The sequence below is a fragment of the Salinicola rhizosphaerae genome (assembly GCF_014652715.1).
Taxonomy (GTDB): Bacteria; Pseudomonadota; Gammaproteobacteria; order Pseudomonadales; family Halomonadaceae; genus Salinicola; species Salinicola rhizosphaerae.
Genome location: NZ_BMZI01000003.1, coordinates 197,950 through 216,324, shown reverse-complemented (window position 1 = coordinate 216,324; position 18,375 = coordinate 197,950). Strand labels below are relative to the sequence as shown.

Here is an 18,375-nt window from a genome sequence, read left to right as displayed (position 1 = left end):
TCTAAACGGTTGGTTTCGACGCGGCGTTGAAAAGACTCGTAAAAAGAGCTCGTTCGACGCTTCGTGCATCTGTCTATGCTGATAGTCAGCTAGCCCGGCTGGCGGGGCTTTCGTCCTGCGATGTCGGGGGTCACGACCAGGAGGCTTCCATGAGCATCTTCGATCACGTGCAGAGCCGTTACGAGCAGGTTCAACAGGAAGAGATGAGCCTGCAGGAATATCTAGAGCTGTGCCGGAAGGATCCGAGCGTCTACGCCAACGCCGCCGAACGTATGCTCTCCGCCATCGGCGAGCCCCAGACGATCGACACGGCCAAGGACCCCCGCCTTTCACGTATTTTTTCCAACAAGGTCATTCGGCGCTATCCCGCCTTCGCCGAGTTCTATGGCATGGAGGAGGCGATCGAGCAGATCGTTGCCTACTTCCGCCATGCCGCGCAGGGGCTCGAGGAGCGCAAGCAGATCCTCTATCTGCTGGGGCCGGTCGGCGGCGGCAAATCCTCGCTGGCCGAGCGGCTCAAGCTGTTGATGGAGCGCGTGCCGTTCTATGCGATCAAGGACTCGCCGATCTACGAATCGCCGCTCGGGCTCTTTTCGCCGGAAGAGGATGGCGAGCTGCTCGAGAAGGAGTACGAGATTCCGCAGCGCTATCTGCGCGGGCCGATGTCGCCTTGGGCGGCCAAGCGGCTCAAGGAGTTCGGCGGCGACCTCTCGCGTTTCCGCGTGGTGAGGCTGCACCCCTCGCGGCTGAATCAGATCGCGGTGTCCAAGACCGAGCCGGGTGACGAGAATAACCAGGATATCTCCTCGCTGGTGGGCAAGGTCGACATCCGTCAGCTCGAGCTCTACTCACAGGACGATCCCGACGCCTACAGTTTCTCCGGTGGCCTGTGCAAGGCGAACCAGGGGCTGATGGAGTTCGTCGAGATGTTCAAGGCGCCGATCAAGGTGCTGCATCCGCTGCTGACGGCCACTCAGGAGGGTAACTACAACCCGACCGAGGGCATGGGGGCGATTCCCTTCGATGGCATCATCATGGCCCACTCCAACGAGAGCGAGTGGCAGCAGTTTCGCAATAACCGCAACAACGAGGCCTTCCTCGACCGCGTCTACATCGTCAAGGTGCCGTACTGTTTGCGGGTCTCCGAAGAGATCAAGATCTACCAGAAACTGCTGGAGCATTCTTCGCTCAACGAAGCGCCCTGCGCGCCGGATACGCTGCGCATGCTGGCCCAGTTCTCGGTGTTGTCGCGACTCAAGGAGCCGGAGAACTCCAGCGTCTACTCCAAGATGCGGGTCTACGACGGCGAGAATCTGAAGGATACCGACCCCAAGGCGAAATCGATTCAGGAGTATCGTGACGCGGCGGGAATCGACGAAGGCATGGATGGTCTCTCCACGCGATTCGCGTTCAAGATTCTCTCCAAGGTCTTCAACTTCGATGCCCACGAGATCGCTGCCAATCCGGTACATCTGCTCTACGTGCTGGAGCAGGCGCTGGAGCGCGAGCAGCTGCCCAAGGAGACTCACGAGCGCTACCTGCGTTTCATCAAGGAGTTTCTGGCGCCGCGCTACGTGGACTTCATCGGCAAGGAGATTCAGACCGCCTACCTCGAGTCCTACACCGAGTACGGCCAGAACATCTTCGACCGCTACGTCACCTATGCCGATTTCTGGATCCAGGATCAGGAGTATCGCGACCCGGAAACCGGCGAGCTGTTCGATCGGCAGTCGCTCAACGAGGATCTCGAGAAGATCGAGAAGCCGGCAGGTATCTCCAACCCGAAGGATTTTCGTCACGAAGTGGTCAATTTCGTGCTGCGCGCCCGGGCCCACAACAATGGTATGAACCCGAGCTGGCAGTCCTACGAGAAGCTGCGCGGTGTAATCGAGCACAAGATGTTCGCCAATACCGAAGAGTTGCTGCCGGTGATCTCGTTCAACGCCAAGGCGTCGGCTTCCGATCAGCGCAAGCATGAAGATTTCGTCGATCGGATGGTGCAGCGCGGCTATACCGAGAAGCAGGTGCGGCTGCTCTCCGAGTGGTACCTGCGGGTGCGCAAGTCGCAGTAACGCATTCGATGTCATTGGAGGTGGCCGGCAGCGTGGCCACCTGGAGACAGAGCCACCATTCGGCGGTCTCTGTCGAAGCCAGTCTGCGGTTCGCCTGCAGGAGGTGCCATGAGCTATTTCATCGATCGACGCCCGAACGCGCGCAACAAAAGTGCGGTCAACCGGCAGCGTTTCTTGCAGCGCTATCGGTCGCACATCAAGCGCGCGGTCGAGGAGTCGGTGAATCGCCGCTCGATTACCGATATGGAGCGCGGCGAGAAAGTCTCGATTCCCGCCAAGGACATTTCCGAGCCCTCTTTCCAGCATGGGCCCGGCGGTCGACGTACGGTCGTCAGTCCGGGCAACAAGGAGTTCGCCGAGGGTGACCGGCTGCGTCGACCCAGCGGTGGTGGGGGCGGCGGCAGCGGAGAGGGACAGGCTTCCGATCAGGGTGAGGGCGTGGACGAGTTCGTCTTCACGCTCTCGCGCGAAGAGTTCCTCGATTTCGTCTTCGACGGCCTGGAGCTTCCCCATCTCGAGCGCAAGCAGCTTCGCGTGCTCGAGGAGACGCGCCCGGTTCGCGCGGGGATCTCGAAGGAGGGCGTGCCGGCACGTATCAATATCGTGCGTTCGATGCGCGAGGCGCAGGCGCGGCGTATCGGCATGAAGGCGCCGTTGAAGCGAGCGCTGCGCGAGGCTTGTGAAGCGCTAGCGCTGGAGGAGCGCAAGGATCCGGTACTACGCAATCCGGCGCGAATCGACGAGCTGAAGCTAGAAATCGAGCGCCTCGAAAAGCGCATCGCGTCGATTCCGTTCCTCGACACCTACGACCTGCGTTACAACCATCTGACCCACCAGCCGATGCCCTCCAACCAGGCGGTGATGTTCTGCATCATGGATGTCTCCGGCTCGATGACGCAGGCGCACAAGGACATCGGTAAACGGTTTTTCCTGCTTCTCTATCTGTTCCTCGAGCGCAACTACGAAAAGGTGGAGCTGGTGTTCGTGCGCCACCATACCGTGGCCAAGGAGGTCGACGAGGAGGAGTTCTTCTACTCGCGTGAGACTGGCGGCACGATCGTTTCCAGCGCGCTGACGCTGGTCAACAGTATCATCGAGGCACGCTATGCGCCGGAGGAGTGGAATCTCTACGTCGCGCAGGCCAGCGACGGTGACAACTGGGACGACGACTCGTCGACGTGCCTGGAGCTGCTCGATGAGTCACTGATGCCGAAGCTTCAGTACTTCACCTACGTGGAGATCACCCCGCACGCTCATCAGGCGCTATGGGAGGCTTACGATACGGTCAAGGCGGCCTATCCCGAGCGCTTCGCCATGCAGCAGATCGTCCAGGCGGAAGATATCTATCCGGTCTTCCGCGAGCTTTTCCGTCAGCGCGCGCAGAGCTGACATCGGTGACGCCACCGAGGAGAGATCGATGACCCGACGCAAGCCCATCGCCACCGGTTCGGACTGGAATTTCGAGGTGCTCGAGGCCTACGAGCAAGCCATTGCCGAGCTGGCGCGCGAATACCGACTCGATACCTATCCCAACCAGATCGAGATCATCACTTCCGAGCAGATGATGGATGCCTACGCCAGCGTCGGCATGCCGGTCGGCTATCATCACTGGTCGTTCGGCAAGCAGTTCCTGTCGGTCGAGCAGGCCTACCGCCGCGGCCAGATGGGGCTGGCCTACGAGCTGGTCATCAATTCCGACCCCTGCATCGCGTATCTGATGGAAGAGAACTCGCTGATGATGCAGATACTGGTCATCGCCCACGCTTGCTATGGCCACAACTCGTTCTTCAAGGGCAACTATCTCTTCCGCACCTGGACCGATGCCTCGGCGATCGTCGACTACCTGGTTTTCGCCCGCAAGTACATTGCCAAGTGCGAAGAGCGCCACGGCGTGGCCGCGGTGGAGCAGCTTCTGGATGCCTGTCACGCGCTTCAGAACTACGGAGTCGATCGCTACAAGCGCCCCTCGCCGATCTCGGCCGAGGCGGAGTCACGTCGACAGGAGGAGCGCGAAGCCTATCTGCAGACGCAGGTCAACACGCTCTGGAGCACGATACCCACACCGTCGAGCGGGTTGGCCCAGGCGCCGCTACACGATGACGAGAATGATCCGCTCGGGCTGCATCGGCACGGCCGTTATCCCAGCGAGCCGCAGGAGAACCTGCTCTACTTTCTCGAGAAGAACGCGCCGCTACTGGAGCCTTGGCAGCGCGAGATCGTGCGCATCGTGCGCAAGCTCGCGCAGTATTTCTATCCGCAGCGCCAGACGCAGGTCATGAATGAAGGGTGGGCGACGTTCTGGCACTACACGCTGATGAATCGCATGTATGACGATGGTCTGATCGACGAGGGCATCATGCTCGAGTTCCTGCAGTCGCATACCTCCGTCGTCAGCCAGCCCGGCTTCGACAACCCCTATTTCAATGGCCTCAATCCCTACGCGCTCGGATTCGCCATGTTCAGTGACATCAAGCGTATCTGCGATTCACCGAACGACGAAGACCGCGAGTGGTTCCCGGATATCGCGGGCAGCGACTGGCTCGAGACGCTGCACTTCGCGATGCAGAACTTCAAGGATGAGTCCTTCATTCAGCAGTTCCTCTCGCCGAAGGTCATTCGTGATCTCAAGCTGTTCAGTCTGGTCGACGACGATCGCGACGATGCGCTCCAGATCGAAGCGATCCATGACGATCGCGGCTATCGGCGAATTCGTGAAGCGCTGAGCGTCCAGTACGCGCTCTCGGCTCGCGAGCCCAACATCCAGGTATGGGAAGCCGACATTCGCGGCGACAGATCGCTGACGATGCGCCATGTCCAGGATCGCCGCCGGCCGCTGGGTCAGAGCCTGTTTCCGGTGCTGCGCCACCTGCACCAGCTCTGGGGGTTCCCGGTCAAGCTGGAGTCGGTGGAGGATGGCGAGATCGTGCGTCGCTACCAATGGCCGATTCCCGAGCCGGTGCGCGAGTCGGCCTGAGCGTCCGTGTCACGGCTGGGGTTGCGGGAGGCGTGCGGCGGAGGCACGAGCTGATATACTCGGCGACGTTTTCAGTCCAGTCGCCGGGGGAGAGTCGCCATGCAGAACGCTGTCATATTGATCAACGTCGAGAAGGGCCGCATCCGCGGCGTTGCCGAACGGCTGGCCGAGCTCGATGGCATCAGCGAGGTCTACTCCACCTGTGGGCGTTACGACCTGATCGCCATCGCCCGCACGCGGGACTTCGAATCGCTCGCTGCGCTGGTCACCGAGCGTCTCACCAGCGTGGAAGGCATTCGCGACACCGAAACCCTCAACGCCATGCAGGTCCACTCGCGTCACGATCTTGACGCCATGTTCTCAGTCGGCCTGTAGGTCGTCTTGGCACGTCGTGGTTCCGGCGGGCTGCTCGCGCAGCTGGCTCGCACGTCCAAAATCGGCTTGCTGTTCGTCGTCGTCATCGGCGGGTTGTGGTACTGGCAGCAGGGCGATGTTCGAGATCGGCTCAGCTGGATGGGCGTCCCGGCCTGGCAGTGGGATGACTGGCGCGGCTGGAACCGGGTTTTGACCAACGACGGTTTCCTGGTCGGCTGGTCGGACCTGCGTGCCGAGCCGCTTTGGGCTGGCTATGCGCTCCATCGCGTCGATGACCCGCACAGTCTGCCGCGGCCCGATCACTTCTCGCAGGACTGGCGCAGCCTGTGGCCCATTCGTAGCGACGACTATACGGGTAGCGGCTACGATCGCGGGCATCTTGCGCCCAATTACGCCATGTCGGTGGTCAACGGCGAGGGCGGCCAGGCCGACAGCTTCCTGATGACCAACATTACCCCGCAGCGACCCAAGCTCAATCGTCAGCTGTGGCAGCGGCTCGAAGAGGCGGTCATGGATGACTTCGTGCCGCGTTTCGGATCGCTATGGGTCATGACCGGGCCGGTATTCGACGATCAGTGGCTGCACCGGATCGGCTTCTCGCAGGTGCCAGTCGCGTTCTACAAGATTCTGGTGGTTCCCGGCGCCACGCCTCGCGCCATCGCCTTTCTCATGCCGCAGGACGTCAGTGGCCATGAACCGCTGGACCGTTATCTGGTCACCATCGACGAGATCGAGGCACGTACCGGGCTCGATTTCTTCCCGCAGCTGGCCGACGATGTCGAGCGGCGGCTGGAAGGGCGGGTGGATCGCACCGGTTGGGGGCTCGAGGCGGTCGCCAATCGGCCTGGAAGATTCCAGTAGGCGAATCATTTGCGCCAAGGCTGCCGCGGGGATTTGGCGCTGGCTGGCGAGTGATGATTGGTAGCAAAGGGCGACGCGAGCGTTTACGCCTTCGCGAAAGTGATGCGCGGCCATGCACGACGAGGCGATAACGAGAACGGCGAGAGCGCGAAGATGAGGCGAGTACGGTCTTGGATGAAGTATGGAACGAGGGAACAAGAGTCTCGACGCGAGGATCGTCGAGAATGCATGACACATGGTGCCCAGGAGAGGACTTGAACCTCCACATCCGTAAGGATACTAGCACCTGAAGCTAGCGCGTCTACCAATTCCGCCACCTGGGCGTGTCATGTATCGGGTACTGCGAGGAGTTGAAAAACTCCGTTGGAATGGTGCCCGGAAGAGGACTTGAACCTCCACGTCCATAAGGACACTAGCACCTGAAGCTAGCGCGTCTACCAATTCCGCCATCCGGGCTTGATCCGAGCCTTGTGTCGCGGCGATCACATCGAATGATCGTCGTTGGTGCCCAGAAGAGGACTTGAACCTCCACGTCCGTAAGGACACTAGCACCTGAAGCTAGCGCGTCTACCAATTCCGCCATCTGGGCCAAGGCGCGATGCATAATACCGATTTTGCGTTCGAATGCAAGCGTCTGTTCTCGCCTTGGAAGCGAGGCATTTCGCCGTCGTCGTGCGCTCACCATCTCGTCGCTCGAGTCTCGGATACGTTTGGCCATGCAGCCGTTCGAACCGGCCGAGGTTGGGTCGGGCTGGCGTGACCGCTATACTTGCGTCATGACCCACAAAAGACACTACGGCTCAAGCCGTTCGCCGCGTGACCTCTCTCTACCAATGAGGCCCACCAGGCTCAACGCAAGGAAGATGGTTGCATGACTCATTGGACGTTGGCAGACGACCCCCACGCGGCTCGCGAAGCAGACAAGTACGACAATCCCGTTCCCAGCCGCGAGTATCTGCTCGCCCGGCTGGAAGCCTACGGTAAGCCGATCACCCACGAAAACATGAGCGCCATGCTCGGGCTCGACGATGACAACCAGCAGGAAGCCGTGCGTCGTCGTCTGGCCGCCATGGAGCGCGATGGGCAGATCCTGCGCGACCGCAAGGGCGCCTACGCGCTGATCGACAAGCTCGACCTGATCAAGGGGCGGGTACAGGGCCACCGTGACGGCATGGGGTTTCTGATCCGTCACGATGGCGTCAAACCCGATCTGGTGCTGCCGCCTCGGCAGATGCGCCGCGTCTTCGACGGCGATATCGTGCTGGCGCGCGTCAGCGGCCGCGATCGCCGCGGTCGTGACGAGGCGACCATCGCCGAGGTGCTGGCCCGCAATACGCAGTCGCTGGTGGGCGTTTTCCGCCAGAACAGCCCGGAATTCGCGGTGCTGATCCCGGAGAACTCTCGCATCAGTCAGGAAGTGATCATTCCGCACAGCGCCACCCAGGGCGCCCAGGACGGACAGATCGTCTCCGCACGCATCACGCAGCAGCCGGAAACCCGCAAGCAGCCCGTCGGTGAGGTCGTCGAGATTCTCGGTGAGCGCATGGATCCCGGTCTCGAGATCGATATCGCCATTCGCACGCACGACATTCCCGCCGAGTTTCCGCCGGAAGTCGAACAGCAGGTGGCGGGCATTTCCGCCGAGGTGCTGGAAGAGGACAAGCAGGCGCGCATCGACCTGCGCGAGATGCCGCTGGTGACCATCGATGGCGAGGATGCGAAGGATTTCGACGACGCGGTCTGCGCGTGGAAGACCAAATCCGGTAGCTGGAAGTTGATCGTGGCCATCGCCGACGTGTCGCACTACGTGCGCAACGGCAGTCCCCTGGACAACGAAGCCTACGTGCGCGGCAACTCGGTCTACTTCCCCGGGCAGGTCGTGCCGATGCTGCCGGAGCTGCTCTCCAACGGTCTCTGTTCGCTCAACCCGCACGTCGACCGCCTGACGCTGGTCTGCGAGATGAACATCTCCCAGTCCGGCACCATCAGTCGCTACCGCTTCTACGACGCCGTCATCCAGTCTCATGCCCGCCTGACCTACAACGATGTCGGCACGATGTTGCAGGATGCCGATAGCGAGGAGGGGCAGGCGCTGCGCGAGCGCTACCGCGAGCTGGTACCGTCGCTGGAGAACCTGCATGAGCTCTACAAGGTGCTGCGCAAGGCGAGGGAGGCGCGCGGCGCCATCGACTTCGAAACCACGGAAACGCAGATCGTCTTCAACGACGAGCGCAAGATCGAGAAGATCGTGCCGCGTACCCGTAACGATGCACACAAGCTGATCGAGGAGTGCATGCTGGCGGCCAACGTCGCCACCGCGCGCTTCCTCGACAAGCACGATCTGCCGGCGCTGTATCGCGTGCATCAGCCGCCGGCATCCGAGCGGCTCGAAAACCTGAAGATATTTCTCGGGGAGCTGGGGCTCACGCTTGGCGGCGGCGACGAACCCTCGCCGAAGGATTATCAAGCGCTTCGCGAGGTGATCAAGGATCGCCCGGACGCCGATATCATTCAGACCGTGATGCTGCGCTCGATGAGCCAGGCGGTCTACTCGCCGCAGAACGATGGCCATTTCGGGCTTGCCTATCAGGCCTATGCGCACTTCACGTCGCCGATTCGCCGCTATCCGGATCTGCTCGTGCACCGGGCGATTCGCTCGGTGATCCGTGGCCCGCGCCAGACGCAGACCGTGCTGCGCGCCGACGATGCCCCGGTCGAGAAGCCGACGGTCTGGTGTCCCTACACCTTCGAGCAGATGATCGAACTCGGTGAGCACTGCTCGATGACCGAGCGTCGCGCCGACGATGCGACCCGTGACGTCACCGACTGGCTCAAGTGCGAATTCCTCTCCGACAAGGTCGGCGATGTGTTCGAGGGCACCATTGCCTCGGTGACCCAGTTCGGTATTTTCGTGCGTCTCGACGATGTCTACGTCGAAGGGTTGGTCCACGTGACCTCGCTGCCTTCCGACTACTATCACTACGAGGCGGAGAAACATCGTCTCAAGGGCGAGCGCAGCGGCGTTGCCTATCGCCTTGGTGATGGCGTGACAGTGCGCGTGGCGCGCGTCGACATGGACGATCGCAAGATCGACTTCGACCTCGCCGACGAGACGCCACGTCATCGTCGCACTCCGCGCACGCACAAGCCGGGCGGGGCCGACGGCGGTGCCGGTGCGAGCGAATCCGGCATCAGCGAGTCGCCGCGCAAGCGCAAGCAGCGTCCCGGCAAGCGCGAGCGCCAGGGTGCCGGCAAGGACGGCGATGGCGACGGTGGCGGCCAGCGCCGCTCTCGGCGTTCGCGACAGAGCCGAGGCAAGCGCTGATGGCGCGAGGTCCAAGACGCGACGGCGCTCAGCGCAGCCCGGCGCGCAAAGGTGAACGCGGCGCGGGGCGCAAGACAGCCTCGGCGCGCGATCTGCCGCCGACCCCGGCCGAGCTCGAGCCGATCTACGGTGTGCATGCGGTGCAGGCGCTGTTCGATCGCGGCCAGCCCGCTCGCGAGATCTGGGTGCAGCAGGGGCACGCGGAGCAGCGGCTCGACACGCTGTTGGCGCAGGCCGAGAGCCAGGGCTGTCGGGTCAGAGCCGTGTCACGAGAGACGCTGGATGCGCTCTCCGGGCAGTCGACGCATCAAGGGGTCATCGGGTTCTGTCCGCCACTGGTGCCGGAGAACGAGACTACCCTGTGGTGGCGGCTCGAGCAGTGGGCGGCGCCCGAGCCTCCGCTGTTGCTGATCCTCGATGGCGTGACCGACCCTCACAACCTGGGTGCCTGTCTGCGCAGCGCCGATGCCGCCGGCGTTCACGGCATCATCGTGCCCAAGGACAAGTCGGCGCCCTTAAACGCTACCGTGCGCAAGGTCGCCTGCGGGGCGGCGGAAGCCGTGCCGGTCTTTCAGGTCACCAATCTCGCGCGCTGTATGGACAAGCTCAAGCAGCTCGGGGTGTGGATTACCGGAACGGCGGGTGAAGCCGACCGGCTGGTCTACGAGGCGGATTTCAGCGGGCCCTGTGCACTGGTGATGGGCGCTGAGGGCAAGGGGCTGCGCCGGCTGACCCGAGAAGCCTGCGACGCGCTGGTCAAGCTGCCGATGGCGGGCAGCGTCTCCAGTCTGAACGTGTCGGTGGCTGCCGGCATCTGCCTGTTCGAGGCGGTCAGGCAGCGGCGCTGAGTCATCTCCAAAAGCGAGTCTCGCCCGATTTGACCGGGTGAAACCGGATCTGGTCCGCGGTGGCCGGTCTCCCCGCCGCGGGGGATCCTGCACCTCACAGGCGGCGTCGGAGTGCGTCCGTGCTTGCGTCGCTTCCTTCCGATCTCTACAATTGCGCGGTTCTGTGGGCAGGCTATGCTCATGGAGCTGCGTTCTGCGGCAAGGTGTCGGGCTCGGCGCCGTCTGCAGCAACGTCACGAGGTCCGAATACCCGGCGCTATCTCGTCTAGGCGAGCAGCAAGCGCCGCGGGATCGACTCCTTGCTTCTCGTGGCCGGTGTCATTGTCGGCGCAACCGCGAAGAAGCTGCCAAACCGAAAGGAGCTAACATGCGTCATTACGAAATCGTGTTCATGGTCCACCCGGACCAGAGCGAGCAGGTTCCGGCCATGGTCGAGCGCTACACCAGCCTCGTCACCGAGAACAGCGGTACCGTGCATCGTCTCGAAGATTGGGGTCGCCGTCACCTGGCCTACCCGATCAACAAGATTCACAAGGCACACTATGTGCTGATGAACATCGAGTGCAGCGCCGAGACGCTCGACGAGATCGAGAACATCTTCCGCTTCAACGATGCCATCATCCGCAGCATGATCGTGCGCAACAAAGAAGCCGTGACCGAAGCCTCGCCGATGATGAAGCCGGCCGAAGACAAAGGCCGTCGCCGTGACGACAAGTCCTCCGAGCGTGGCGACCGCGAGCGTTCCGAACGTTCCGAAGCCACCACCGAAGCGAACTGATTCGATTTCACGTTAAGGAGAGATTCTCATGGCACGCTTTTTCCGTCGCCGCAAGTTCTGCCGCTTCACCGCCGAAGGCGTGAAGTACATCGATTACAAAGACATCGATACGCTGAAAGCCTACGTCACCGAGACCGGCAAGATCGTGCCGAGCCGTATCACCGGCACTCAGGCGCGCTATCAGCGTCAGCTGTCCACCGCTATCAAGCGGGCGCGTTACCTGGCGCTGCTGCCGTACTCCGACAGCCACCAGTAAATCCCGATCCGGTAATTCCGGGGCGTCGACGGACGTTCTGATCGACCACAGCGAGGCATCATGCTGGCACTGGCACGTTGGATCATGCGCGGTACGCCCCAGGCGCTGGCGGCTGCCGCACTGACGTCTCTCGTGCCCTGGTTGTTCTGGTTCGGTGCCGCAATAACGGGGCTGGTGACGCTCAGACGCGGTCTGAGTACTGCCGCGCCGGTCGTGATCGCCGCTGCCATCCCCGCCGGCTGGTGGTGGATGCAGGGCGATGCGGTGCCGTTGGCCAGCATCCTGCTGGTAACGCTGATGGCCACGGTACTGCGCTCGCGCATGCAGTGGTCGGAAACGCTGATCGTCGGCAGCCTGGTCTGCATGGTGCTGATCCAGGTGGGGATATTCGTCCCCGCCGGCGGCGCGGGGCCGCTTCTGGACGAGCTGCGCCGGAACTCCACCGAGGTGGCCGGGCTGCTGGATCAGCTCTCGGCCCAGGGGATCAACACCGAGCGGATGGCCGCATTGGTCATCGGCGGTGTCACCGGGCTGATCGTGCTGCTGGCCGGCACTGCCTGCCTGGCACTGGCGCGAAGCTGGCAGGCCGGACTCTACAATCCCGGCGGTTTCCGGGAAGAGTTCCACGCGCTCAAGCTGTCGCGAAAGCAGCTGGCGCTGCTGGTCGTGCTGGCCGGGCTGGGCATGCTCTTCGCGATTCCCGCAGCGGGTTTGCTGGCCTGGGTTCCGCTGTTGATCGCCGGGGTTGCACTGGTTCACGGATTTATGGGTTTGAAGGGAATGAGCGGGTTCTGGCTGGTCGGTTTCTATGCACTGTTGCTGACTACCTGGCCCACGATTCTGATTGTGCTGCTGTTGGCGTTGGTGGATACCTTCGCGGATTTTCGCGGTCGTCTGACACGCAGTGATTGACGAGAGGTTCACGAGAATGGAAGTCATTCTGCTCGATAACATCGGCAAGCTGGGCGAACTGGGTGACAAGGTCACCGTCAAGCCCGGTTACGGTCGTAACTACCTGATGCCCTACGGCCTTGCCGTACCGGCCACCAAGGACAACGTGGAAGCGTTCGAAGCCCAGCGCGCCGAACTCGAAGCCCAGGCTGCCGAGCGCAAGGCTCAGGCCGAGGCGCGTGCGGCTCAGCTGGCCGAGATCGAACTGTCGCTGGTTGCCAAGGCCGGAGACGAAGGCAAGCTGTTCGGCTCCATCGGTCCGCGCGATCTGGCCGAAGCCATGGCGCAGGCTGGTATCGACGTCGCCAAGAGCGAAGTCCGCATGCCGGAAGGCCCGATTCGCCAGACCGGCGAATACGACATCGCGCTGCAGCTGCACGCCGAAGTCGTCTCCAGCGTTCGTGTCGTGGTCGTCGCCGAGTAATCTCGACGCCGCCGTGAGACAGCGCCATGCGAAAAGCACGCAGGGTTTCCCTGCGTGCTTTTTTGCGTCCCGACTCTGCTTACGGGTGGCGCACGCTGCCGTCCGCGACGGCGTCGCCCTCGCTCGTTCATCGCGCGGATTGACGAGCGGCCGACCGACCGTTCTATGGCGCTGGATGACTCGGTAGAATGAGCGCCATGCCGCTGCTGCCATCACGCCGTTTCGACAGCGATATCAGATCCGAGGATTGCGCCAGACTATGAACCAACGCGTCGAAAGCGATCAGGAAACCGCCCAGCTCAAGATGCCGCCTCACTCGCTTGAGGCGGAGCAGTCGGTGCTGGGCGGCCTGATGCTCGACAATTCCAGCTGGGATACGGTCTCCGAGCGGCTGATCGGAGACGACTTTTATCGCCATGAACATCGCCTGACGTTCAACGCCATGGGCGAGCTGGCCGAGGCCGCGCAGCCGCTCGATGTGGTGACGCTCTCCGAGGCGCTGGAGCGCCGTGATCAGCTCGAGAGTGTCGGCGGCCTGGCCTATCTGGCGGAACTTGCGCGTAATACGCCATCGGCGAGCAACATCCGCGCCTACGCCGATATCGTTCGTGAAAGGGCGACGCTGCGCAAATTGATCCAGGCCTCGCGCCAGATCGCCGACAGCGCCTATTCGCCGGAGGGGCGTCCGTCGGACGAGCTGGTCAACGAGGCGGAGCGCCTGGTGTTTCAGATCAGCGAGTCACGGCCCAAGTTCGGTGGGCCGATCGGCATGAGCGATCTATTGACCAAGGCGGTCGATCGCATCGACGAGCTGTTCAACATGAAAGGCGAGATGACCGGCATCTCGACCGGTTTTCGTGATCTCGACGAGATGACCTCGGGCCTGCAGCCATCGGATCTGGTGATCATTGCCGGCCGTCCCTCGATGGGCAAGACGACGTTTGCCATGAACCTGGTCGAGCACGCCGTCGTCTCCAACGACAAACCGGTGATCGTCTTCTCGATGGAGATGCCGGCGGAGTCGCTGATGCTGCGCATGCTCTCGTCGCTCGGGCGCATCGATCAGACCCGCGTCAGAACCGGTCAGCTCGAGGACGAGGATTGGCCGCGGCTCACCTCGGCGGTCAACCTGCTCAAGGACCGGCAGCTGTTCATCGACGATACCCCGGCGCTCTCGCCCAATGAACTGCGCTCTCGCGTGCGCCGTATCGCGCGGGAACATGGCAACATCGGGCTGGTCATGATCGACTATCTGCAGCTGATGCAGGTGCCGGGGCTTTCGGAGAACCGGACCGCGGAGATCTCGGAGATCTCGCGCTCGCTCAAGGGGATCGCCAAGGAGTTCGGCTGCCCGGTAGTCTCGCTCTCCCAGCTCAACCGCTCGCTGGAGCAGCGCCCCAACAAGCGCCCGGTCATGTCGGATCTGCGTGAGTCGGGCGCCATCGAGCAGGACGCCGACGTCATCGCCTTCGTCTATCGCGACGAGGTCTACAACACGGACAATCCCGACAACAAGGGACTGGCGGAACTGATCATCGGCAAGCAACGTAACGGCCCGATCGGCACCGTCCATATGGCATTCATCGGCAAGTACACCCGCTTCGAGGATCTGGCACCGGACAGTTACGGCCAGCACTACGAATGAGCCCGGCCATGCCGGGCGATACCCGGTCGAGGGCGCGGTCCCTCGACGACAGTTCAGGAGTTCAACTATGGCAGGCGGTTTTCAACGCGGTCGTCGGCAGCGCACGCCGAAGATCGAAGTTCGCGGACAACTCGAGAAGCTGGAGCGCGAAGGGCCGTTCAAGGAGTGGCTTGGCATGCCGGATCTCTATCGACACTGGCTGACGGTCGACGGCGAACTCTACAGCTACCAGACCGAAGATGCCGAGCTGCCGGTAGTGGTCGGCGACCGCGTGGTATTTCGATACAAGGAAGCCAAGGCCGGGCGCTGGATCGATCGCAACTCGTTGGGCAAGGCGATCGATCCGTCGGCTTATCAGTGATGCAAGATCTCCCCTGCGGCGTTAGACCGAGGTGTTGACTCGCCAGGTGGCCCCCCCATGCAGGCCGCTCCGGCAGGTTGGGGCTCGCTTTCGTCATACTTTTTTGGGTTGTTGTTGCGCCATCCTGCGTCGATCGTTCGATGAACTCTCGCTTCAGCGGGAAGTCTTACTGCTGACTGTCACACAAGCTTAATGAAAGCGAGGCCAAATGGGCTCGGCGTGGGCGCAAGGCCTTCACCATCTGGCGCCAGGCGAGGGTCCGAATCAGGGCCGTCTGGCTGTCAGTCCGACGCGCGAGACCTGGCAAGGAACGCCAGCATTCTCGACAAGATCCATCAACTCGACGGGAGGGAACCATGGACCCCAAGGAACTCAAACGCTACGCACGACACCACGACGACTTCGAGATTCGCGTCATCGCGCATGCGGGAAGTCGCTACTATCAGGTCATGCTGGAGCCGGCGGAAGGCCCGACTCACGTATTGACCCAGCGCGGCAAACCCATGCTGTTTCGCTCGCTCGACGACGTCTACGGTGAACTGAAACGTGCCGGTATCCACCGCGCTTATCTCGTCCAGCAGGTCGCCAACGACGAGATCGTCGGCCATGAGCCGCACTATCACGATCCGCTGCTCTCTAGAATGCCGCTGGTGTTCTGAGCCATTCCCCGATCGCTTGTCCCACCCAACCCCGCAACCTCAATTTTCCCTCCGGCAGGTCGAGCAGTGACTTGCCATGTATCGGAGGGAAGTCTGCCCCGCGCCTTTCGCTTTGCCCCTCTCGACAACCACATCCCGTCCCCGGATGAGTAACGCGCCCTTTTGATGTCATGAGCGCTGATAGCCGCTGGCATGATCATCCTTGCCGTAAGGGGCTTCGAACGTGAGGGTGCCGAGGAATTTTTCGGCCTGATCGAGAATGACCTGACGCTTGCCGTCCTGCATCTTGTCCCAGCTGCCGTAGATCAGCTTCATGCGCTGGTTGCCCTTGAGGCGCTCGCGGTGCTTTTCGAGGAAGTGCCAGTAGAGGCTGTTGAACGGGCAGGCGCGCTCGCCGGTGACCTGTTTGACGTCATAGCGACACTGTCTGCAGTGATCCGACATGCGATCGATGTACTTGCCCGAAGCGCAGTAGGGCTTGGAGCCGAGATAGCCGCCGTCGGCGTAGAGCGTCATCCCCAGTGTGTTGGGGAGTTCCACCCATTCGAAGGCGTCGGCGTAGACCGCGAGATACCAGTCACACAGCGCTGCCGGCGAGACGCCACAGAGCAGCGCGAAGTTGCCGGTCACCATCAGGCGCTGGATGTGATGCGCGTAGGCGTTGTCGCGAGTCATCTCTAGCGCCCGGCGGACGCAGCGCAGGTCGGTTTCCGCCGTCCAGTAGAAGTCAGGCAGGCCGCGGCGGGCGTTCAGACGATTTTCCTGCTTGTAGCCGGGCATGCGCTGCCAGTAGATACCGCGGACGTACTCGCGCCACCCGAGAATCTGGCGTACGAAGCCCTCGACCGCGTTGATCGGAGCTTGCCCGTCTCGCCAGGCGCTGATGGCGGCCTCGCAGACTTCCTGGGGCGAGAGCAGGCCGATGTTCATCGCCGCCGAGAGACGTGAGTGAAAGAGCAGTGGCTCGTCGTCGCTGATCGCATCCTGATAGGTGCCAAAATCGGCCAGTGCATGGGCAATGAAGTGTTTGAGATCGCCCAGTGCCTGGCGCCGGGTCACCGACCAGTTGAAGTGTTCGAGGGTACCGAAATGGGTGTCGAAGTGAGTCTCGACGAGCGATTTGACGGCCAGCGTCGTGTCATCCAGGCGATGCTTCGGCGGTGCCGGCATCTGCAGACCGTGCTTGATCGGGTTGCGATTGTCGTGATCGAAGTTCCACTGACCGCCCGCGGGTTCGTCGCCCTCCATGAGGAGCCCGGTACGCTTGCGCATCTGCCGGTAGAAGTCCTCCATGCGAAAGCGGCGTCGGCCGTCGAGCCACTCGCCGAACGCCTCGATGGAGCAGAAGAATCGGTTGTCCTCGTGAATCCGCCAGCGCGTGCCGCGACGCTGAATACGCTCGAACAGCCTCCACTCGCCGGGCTGCGTGACGCGGATGTCGTCGCAGCCATAGGCATCGGCCAGCCGCTCCGCCTCCTCGATCAGGTCCTGTCGATTGTCGTCGTCGTCCAGCGCGCTGTAATGGACCTGGTAGCCCTTGTCGCGCAAGGTATCGGCAAAGTGGCGCATGGCCGACAGGATCAGCAGGATCTTCTGCGGATGATGGGGCACGTACTCACCTTCCGCCTTGACCTCGCACAGGGCGATCACGGCATTGTCGGGCGCCTGGGTGAGGACCTCGAGCGATTCGGTCAACTGATCGCCGAGTATCAGGATCAACGGTCGAGACATGAATTTATCCATAACTTATACATATTCTGTTGATCGTATAAGGTAATCGCGCTGGCGCAAGCTTGCGGTGGTAGAATGTCTTTGGAAACTTCGATCAAAGATGCAGGGAAAGGAGTGGTGTTTATGGCGGCCCGATACGGAGTCCTGCTGGTCAATCTGGGGACGCCGGAAGCACCGACGCCCAAGGCGGTCAGGCAGTACCTGGCCGAATTTCTGGGCGACCCGCGCGTCATCGATGCGCCGCGATGGCTGTGGTGGCCCATTCTGCACGGCGTAATTTTGCGCATTCGGCCCCCCAAGGTCGCCAAGGCCTATGCCTCCGTGTGGCAGGAAGAGGGATCGCCGTTGCTGGCGATCGGCCGGCGTCAGCAGCGTGCGCTCGCCGAGCGGCTGGCGACGGCGACCGGCGAGGAGATTCCGGTGGAACTGGCGATGACCTATGGCAAGCCAAGCATGGAGGAAGCCGGCCTCAAACTTCGCCAGGCCGGTGTCGACCGCATTCTGGTGCTTCCGCTCTATCCCCAGTTTTCGCGTACGACGACAGGCGCCGTCTTTCAGCGTCTGGCCAAGGCGCTCGACCCTTGTCCCCACCTGCCGGAGCTGCGCTTCGTCCGCGACTATCACGACCATCCGGATTTCATTGCCGCCTTGGCGGCGAGCGTGCGGGCGCACTGGGAGGCGCAGGGGGACCGGGGTCGCCTGTTGATGTCCTATCACGGTATTCCCAAGCGCTACGTCGACAACGGCGACCCCTACGCTCGCCAGTGCGAAAGAACCAGTCGACTGCTGGCAGAGGCGCTCGGGCTTGGCGAAGATGAGTGGTTTCAGAGCTATCAGTCGCGCTTCGGTCGCGAAGAGTGGCTGAAGCCCTACACCGATGAAACGCTGAAGCAGTGGGGCGCGGACAAGACGGCGTGCGTTGACGTGATCAGCCCGGCCTTCGCGGCAGATTGCCTGGAGACGCTCGAAGAGATCGATGCCGAGAACCGCCACTATTTCCAGGAGGCGGGCGGCGGGCGCTATCGCTACATTTCCGCGCTGAACGATCGCCCGGAGCACATCTCGCTGCTGGCCAATCTGGTCCAGCAGCACACCGCTGGCTGGTAACCCGAACG

16 protein-coding genes and 3 tRNA genes are annotated in these 18,375 nt (G+C 62.3%); 15 read left to right on the top strand and 4 right to left on the bottom strand.

All coding sequences use genetic code 11. The features are described 5' to 3' along the window. Window positions 1–149: 149 nt before the first annotated feature. The 5 genes from IE125_RS07200 (at window position 150) to IE125_RS07180 (ending at window position 6,282) form a co-directional block, all read left to right on the top strand. Window positions 150–2,072: a PrkA family serine protein kinase gene (locus IE125_RS07200; RefSeq protein WP_189443983.1), complete on the top strand. Its 1,923-nt coding sequence runs from the start codon at window positions 150–152 to the stop codon at window positions 2,070–2,072. Window positions 2,073–2,180: 108 nt separating this feature from the next. Next, on the top strand, window positions 2,181–3,461 hold the full coding sequence (locus IE125_RS07195) for a YeaH/YhbH family protein (RefSeq protein WP_189443982.1): 1,281 nt from the start codon (window positions 2,181–2,183) through the stop codon (window positions 3,459–3,461). A 28-nt stretch (window positions 3,462–3,489) separates the two neighbouring features. Next, window positions 3,490–5,046: a SpoVR family protein gene (locus IE125_RS07190; protein WP_189443981.1), complete on the top strand. Its 1,557-nt coding sequence runs from the start codon at window positions 3,490–3,492 to the stop codon at window positions 5,044–5,046. Between the two features lie 99 nt (window positions 5,047–5,145). Beyond that, window positions 5,146–5,421 (top strand): Lrp/AsnC family transcriptional regulator, encoded by a 276-nt coding sequence (locus tag IE125_RS07185; RefSeq protein ID WP_189443980.1) that lies wholly within the window; start codon window positions 5,146–5,148, stop codon window positions 5,419–5,421. Between the two features lie 6 nt (window positions 5,422–5,427). Continuing rightward, window positions 5,428–6,282 carry a DNA/RNA non-specific endonuclease gene (locus IE125_RS07180; protein ID WP_229808973.1) on the top strand — a complete coding sequence of 285 codons (855 nt, stop codon included), beginning with the start codon at window positions 5,428–5,430 and terminating at the stop codon, window positions 6,280–6,282. A gap of 236 nt (window positions 6,283–6,518) precedes the next feature. Here the strand turns inward: IE125_RS07180 and IE125_RS07175 are convergent. The 3 genes from IE125_RS07175 to IE125_RS07165 all read right to left on the bottom strand — a co-directional run bounded on the left by IE125_RS07175 (window position 6,519) and on the right by IE125_RS07165 (window position 6,871). Next, window positions 6,519–6,605, bottom strand: a tRNA-Leu gene (locus IE125_RS07175). Window positions 6,606–6,651: 46 nt separating this feature from the next. Continuing rightward, window positions 6,652–6,738 (bottom strand) — tRNA-Leu (locus IE125_RS07170). Between the two features lie 46 nt (window positions 6,739–6,784). Further along, a tRNA-Leu gene (locus tag IE125_RS07165) sits at window positions 6,785–6,871 on the bottom strand. A gap of 282 nt (window positions 6,872–7,153) precedes the next feature. On the opposite strand from IE125_RS07165, the gene rnr reads away from it, so the two are divergent. The 9 genes from rnr (at window position 7,154) to IE125_RS07120 (ending at window position 15,529) form a co-directional block, all read left to right on the top strand. Further along, the gene (gene rnr / locus IE125_RS07160; protein WP_189443979.1) at window positions 7,154–9,607 is read left to right on the top strand and encodes a ribonuclease R; all 2,454 of its coding nucleotides are present in this window, start codon (window positions 7,154–7,156) and stop codon (window positions 9,605–9,607) included. Further along, entirely contained in the window at window positions 9,607–10,455 is an 849-nt protein-coding gene (rlmB, locus tag IE125_RS07155; protein ID WP_189443978.1) for a 23S rRNA (guanosine(2251)-2'-O)-methyltransferase RlmB, read from the top strand. The genes rnr and rlmB overlap by 1 nt, the downstream gene beginning before the upstream one ends. 367 nt (window positions 10,456–10,822) lie before the next feature. Next, entirely contained in the window at window positions 10,823–11,233 is a 411-nt protein-coding gene (gene rpsF / locus IE125_RS07150) for a 30S ribosomal protein S6 (protein WP_189443977.1), read from the top strand. Window positions 11,234–11,261: 28 nt separating this feature from the next. Next, window positions 11,262–11,489, top strand: a complete 228-nt coding sequence (gene rpsR, locus IE125_RS07145) for a 30S ribosomal protein S18 (RefSeq protein WP_035472385.1) — start codon at window positions 11,262–11,264, stop codon at window positions 11,487–11,489. 60 nt (window positions 11,490–11,549) lie between these two features. After that, on the top strand, window positions 11,550–12,401 hold the full coding sequence (locus IE125_RS07140) for a hypothetical protein (protein ID WP_189443976.1): 852 nt from the start codon (window positions 11,550–11,552) through the stop codon (window positions 12,399–12,401). Window positions 12,402–12,417: 16 nt separating this feature from the next. Beyond that, complete coding sequence (gene rplI, locus IE125_RS07135; protein WP_189443975.1) at window positions 12,418–12,864, top strand: 50S ribosomal protein L9; 447 nt, start codon at window positions 12,418–12,420, stop codon at window positions 12,862–12,864. Between the two features lie 259 nt (window positions 12,865–13,123). Beyond that, window positions 13,124–14,509: a replicative DNA helicase gene (dnaB, locus tag IE125_RS07130; RefSeq protein ID WP_189443974.1), complete on the top strand. Its 1,386-nt coding sequence runs from the start codon at window positions 13,124–13,126 to the stop codon at window positions 14,507–14,509. A 67-nt stretch (window positions 14,510–14,576) separates the two neighbouring features. Continuing rightward, entirely contained in the window at window positions 14,577–14,870 is a 294-nt protein-coding gene (locus IE125_RS07125; RefSeq protein ID WP_189443973.1) for a hypothetical protein, read from the top strand. A 356-nt stretch (window positions 14,871–15,226) separates the two neighbouring features. Further along, on the top strand, window positions 15,227–15,529 hold the full coding sequence (locus IE125_RS07120; protein WP_189443972.1) for a DUF6482 family protein: 303 nt from the start codon (window positions 15,227–15,229) through the stop codon (window positions 15,527–15,529). A gap of 168 nt (window positions 15,530–15,697) precedes the next feature. On the opposite strand, the gene IE125_RS07115 is transcribed toward IE125_RS07120, so the two are convergent. After that, entirely contained in the window at window positions 15,698–17,260 is a 1,563-nt protein-coding gene (locus IE125_RS07115; RefSeq protein ID WP_189443971.1) for a cryptochrome/photolyase family protein, read from the bottom strand. A 123-nt stretch (window positions 17,261–17,383) separates the two neighbouring features. Here IE125_RS07115 and hemH point away from each other — a divergent pair, with 123 nt between their 5' ends. After that, window positions 17,384–18,367 (top strand): ferrochelatase, encoded by a 984-nt coding sequence (hemH, locus tag IE125_RS07110; RefSeq protein ID WP_189443970.1) that lies wholly within the window; start codon window positions 17,384–17,386, stop codon window positions 18,365–18,367. Window positions 18,368–18,375: the final 8 nt, after the last annotated feature.